Source organism: Pseudarthrobacter albicanus, assembly GCF_018224015.1.
Classification (GTDB): Bacteria; Actinomycetota; Actinomycetes; order Actinomycetales; family Micrococcaceae; genus Arthrobacter; species Arthrobacter albicanus.
Genome location: NZ_JAGPOT010000160.1, coordinates 1 through 3697 on the forward strand (window position 1 = coordinate 1; position 3697 = coordinate 3697).

4 protein-coding genes are annotated in these 3697 nt (G+C 64.6%); 3 read left to right on the top strand and 1 reads right to left on the bottom strand.

Annotated features, from left to right (window positions below; translation table 11 throughout):
* The 3 genes from J9611_RS21020 to J9611_RS21030 form a co-directional block, all read left to right on the top strand.
* On the top strand, positions 1–414 hold a 414-nt coding region (locus tag J9611_RS21020), incomplete at its 5' end, for a hypothetical protein (protein WP_211883125.1).
* Between the two features lie 355 nt (positions 415–769).
* The gene (locus J9611_RS21025) at positions 770–1198 is read left to right on the top strand and encodes a hypothetical protein (RefSeq protein WP_211883127.1); all 429 of its coding nucleotides are present in this window, start codon (positions 770–772) and stop codon (positions 1196–1198) included.
* Between the two features lie 77 nt (positions 1199–1275).
* A complete protein-coding gene (locus J9611_RS21030; protein WP_246528125.1) occupies positions 1276–1626 on the top strand; it encodes a DUF3846 domain-containing protein in 351 nt (116 codons plus the stop codon).
* 1580 nt (positions 1627–3206) lie between these two features.
* On the opposite strand, the gene J9611_RS21035 is transcribed toward J9611_RS21030, so the two are convergent.
* Positions 3207–3512 carry a hypothetical protein gene (locus J9611_RS21035; protein WP_211883129.1) on the bottom strand — a complete coding sequence of 102 codons (306 nt, stop codon included), beginning with the start codon at positions 3510–3512 and terminating at the stop codon, positions 3207–3209.
* Between the last annotated feature and the right edge of the window lie 185 nt (positions 3513–3697).

A 3697-nucleotide genomic window follows, 5' to 3' on the forward strand; every position in this document is an offset into this window, starting at 1 on the left:
ATGACCCGCACCGTTACCGGCGACACCGCAGAGACGGTGACAGCCCCGGTCCTCCCCGCCGACAACCGGGCAGGAGACGGGTACGACTGGATGGACACCATCGAAGGCACCGCCTGGTCGGTCTTGCCGAACTGGGGCAGCGAGGGATGGGACGCCGGATCCTGGCCCTACATCATCCTCGCCGTCGCCCGCACCCGCGACCGAACCGGGGAACTGTTCGGCTACGGCACCTACGTCGAAGGCGACACGTCCACGTACTGGTTCCGGGCCCAGGCCGCCTGCTACGAAGCGATCACCGCCGAGGTGTTCTTCCACTGGGCCTCCGGCCAGTCCGACGGACCGGACAGCCTCCCCGCCGCGGCGGCGGAACTCCCGGACCGGGACCGGAAGCCCTACCCCGGCTGGACCGACTAACCACCGGCCCCGTGCCCCGGCCGCCGACCGGCCGGGGCACGGGCACGGCACCGCAAAACATCCGTTGACAACATCATTGAGATTCCTGCGGATTCTAGGCGTCCGCTCCAGCCTGTCTAGCCCCTGTCGTTCCTCCCGGGGCCTGCGGTGGAGGAAATGTCCCTCCGGCGCTCCTGCGTCGCTGATTTCCTCCAGGAATTTCCCGCACCTTGCCCTACGGGTAGACAGGCCTCCGTCGGCCGCCGAGCAAGCGAGCTTGCCAGCAACCAAAAAACAACGGGGGAGCAGGGGACGCTGGCCGGTCACCAAAGCCGCCCCACCCACCTGAACTTCTCGGACAAGAAGGACCAACACCATGAACGCAATCGCAACCAAGACCGTGACCACCAAGGACACCGGCGAGACCATCGACGGCGTGACCGTGCTGGGCGATTACCACATGAACGGCGGCTACGACTGGATGGAACTCATCGAAGCCGAAGGCTGGGCCGTCGTCTCGAGTTGGGGCTGTGACGGCTGGGACCTGGGCCAGTGGCCCTATGTCATGGTCGCGGCCACGCGGACCGCTGACAGCGTCGGCAACCTGTTCGGAGTCGCCACGTACTGCGAGGGAGACGTGAGCTGCACCTTCTACCGGACCAAGGCCCGGCAGTGGGAAGCGATCACCGAACAGGCGTTCTTCTCATGGAAGAACGGACAGGCCCGCGGCCCGGACGACCTTCCGGAAGCCGCCGCCGAACTCCCGTCCCGCTACCGGATCCCCTACACGGTCAACGCCGCCTGACCAGCGCCAGAGCCGGTGCCCCGCCAAACAGCGGCGGGGCACCGCACCCCCCGAACCACCTGAGAGGACAACACCTGATGAGCACCTGCACCGCCCTGATCATCCCCGCCGACGGACACGAACCGGCACGGGTCGAAACCATCGACGCATCACTGGAGAACCTGCAAAACCTCGTGGCTGGAAACATCGAAGCCGTGAGCGGGTATGACTGGCACTTCTATCTGAACGAGGAAGGCAAATTCCTGAACCTTGCACCGAACCGCCGTGCCGCGCTCCTGGTGCTTGAAGACACCGGCGTCCTGACCGACGTGTACTGCGGGAATGTGGTGTTCCTGGGCGAGACGGAAGACGGCGAGGATGCCGACGTGCCCGAGGAATTGATCGACCTCGCCCAGCAGCTGTTCGGACTGCATCAGCCGGTGAGCTGACACCTGAGGTGGTGGCCGGTCCTGCCGTGCCGGTCACCGCGGGCGGTCCGCCGTCGCGGTTGGCTGGCGCTTGTGGTTGCCGGCGGCGGACCGCCAACCGCCCAGGGTTTTGAGCGGGAACCCGGTGTGGCGCGGCCAGCCGCCCGCGGCACATAAGGTGCAGATCCCGGGGTACTGGTGCATTGTTCGCAGAGCTCACCCGAATAGAGGCGTCCGCTGGCGCGGCCGGCTGTTGGGTCCAGGGCGCGCCCCGCAGGGCTCCGGAGGCCCTGGCCCTGTCTTGCCTAACGGCGATGCTCCTATAGTCGTCAAATCGGACTTCGAGCGGGGGGTGGGGGCTTCAAGGTTCCCTGCGGACCGTTCGGGTTGGAGGTCGTAGGGTAGCTCGGCACACACTTGACGCTCGAGCCACCGGCGTCCTCATCCAGATGTACTCGGGAACGCCGTGTTCCTCCGCGACACCGCCGAGATCGAAACGACCGATGTCCCCGCCGCGCTCTTCGAGTTGGCCACCGAACTCTTCCCTCTGCAGCAACTCACCGCCGTAAAAAGCCGGCGTTGGGGACCTGCCCTTATGCTAAGGAAGAACCGTGTAAGACAGGACCTTGAGGAGGGCGCCATGGACGACCTGCCATCCGCCCTTGCCACAATGTTTACTTGGCTCGGTGACGGGGCAGTGGCCTTTGCGGCCAGATGGTTTCGCGGTCTACGCCGCAAATGAGTGCGTCTCGATCCCAAAGAGACCATCAGCAGGGGAGAGAACCTGGTGGAGACTGAACTCTTGTTCAGGGCAGGATGAGTACTCGATGCAGCTTGGCCAGCCAAGCTGAGAGCATTGGTGTGCAAGCAGGCGAGGGTGAGGTCTACAGCTTCCGCGTTCTGCCCGTGCTGGGAGGTGCAACCGACGTCGGTAACATCGAAGTCAGTGACTTCGTTGTCGGGCGGTCCGCCGCCCAGTGCGAACCTCAGCAGCTGCTCATCAGCGGCGGACCGCCGTTCGACGCGACAATGAGGACTCAACAAAAGTGCCGCGTCTCATCCCGCAGACTACGAGATCTCCACGCGGTGGCGCCAGGGTGCAAAACGTTCGCCCGTCAGCTGCCGACGTTCGACGCAGGAGTCAGCTAACCTGGATCACAGATTTCCTTTGTCCGAGGAGCGGAAAAGGGCCGGCCAACAGGCCGGCTCTTTTCTGTTTAACCATGCACACCCTGAACGTCCATGCCGGACGCCGGCCCCGCACCAGGGCAATGCGGTTGGACCGTCCCTACAGACAGAGAACGGGCTCCGCAGACTACTGCCGCGAAGCCCTTCCTCTGTGTGGTCCCTGCTGAAAATAACTCGGCCAGCGGACGACGGTGAGCCGGCCACGTTGAGGCTTGAACCATGGGGAACTTCTCCGACTTGGCCCGCACTATACGGAGCCTGTGCACGGCCACCGTTCGCCTGAGGCGACGTGGGCACGGCGGTGACGTGGTGGTTGTGTGCAGGCGGTCAGATGGGTCCCGTCGTCCAGCTGTGTGCGGGAAAAGCCCGAAGGTTTTAGCTTTTGCCGTGCCCAGGTGGGCGAGGGGCAGCGCTTACTGTTCGCTGCTGCGTTCGGTCTGTGCGGCCGGTGCGGCGTCGTTGCCGGCGCGGTTCGTGCTCTTCCGCCTGCGACCAGCGGCGCCCGATTCGAGACCGAGCTTCTTGAGCTCCTCGGGGCTCCATCCGTCCTTGGTGGCGCGCACGTAGGCGCGCTTGTCCTCGCGTTCGGCCGCGGCCAGCTGCTCTTTCAAGTCCGTGATCCGCTGACGGGTCTTGACCAGTGCGGTCACGGACTCAATGCGCGAATCGAGGAGTGCCCGTGCCTGGTTGCGTGTCTGTTCAATATCGATGGTTGCCATGCACCCAGCGTAGCCGGACCGTTGGACCTTTTCACGGTCCACCGGAGCGCAGCGACGGAGCCGGCCCGACGGAACCACAAGCCCCAGGTTCGAAAAGTTTGAAAACCATTGCCGACGGAGCGACGGAACCACAAGCCCCAGGTTCGAAAAGTTTGAAAACCATTGCCGACGGAGCGACGGAACCA

Bases quoted from the DNA above. Each gene is read 5' to 3' on its own strand.
- J9611_RS21025 (WP_211883127.1), top strand. From the start codon at position 770: ATGAACGCAATCGCAACCAAGACCGTGACCACCAAGGACACCGGCGAG.
- J9611_RS21030 (WP_246528125.1), top strand. From the start codon at position 1,276: ATGAGCACCTGCACCGCCCTGATCATCCCCGCCGACGGACACGAACCG.
- J9611_RS21035 (WP_211883129.1), bottom strand. From the start codon at position 3,512: ATGGCAACCATCGATATTGAACAGACACGCAACCAGGCACGGGCACTC.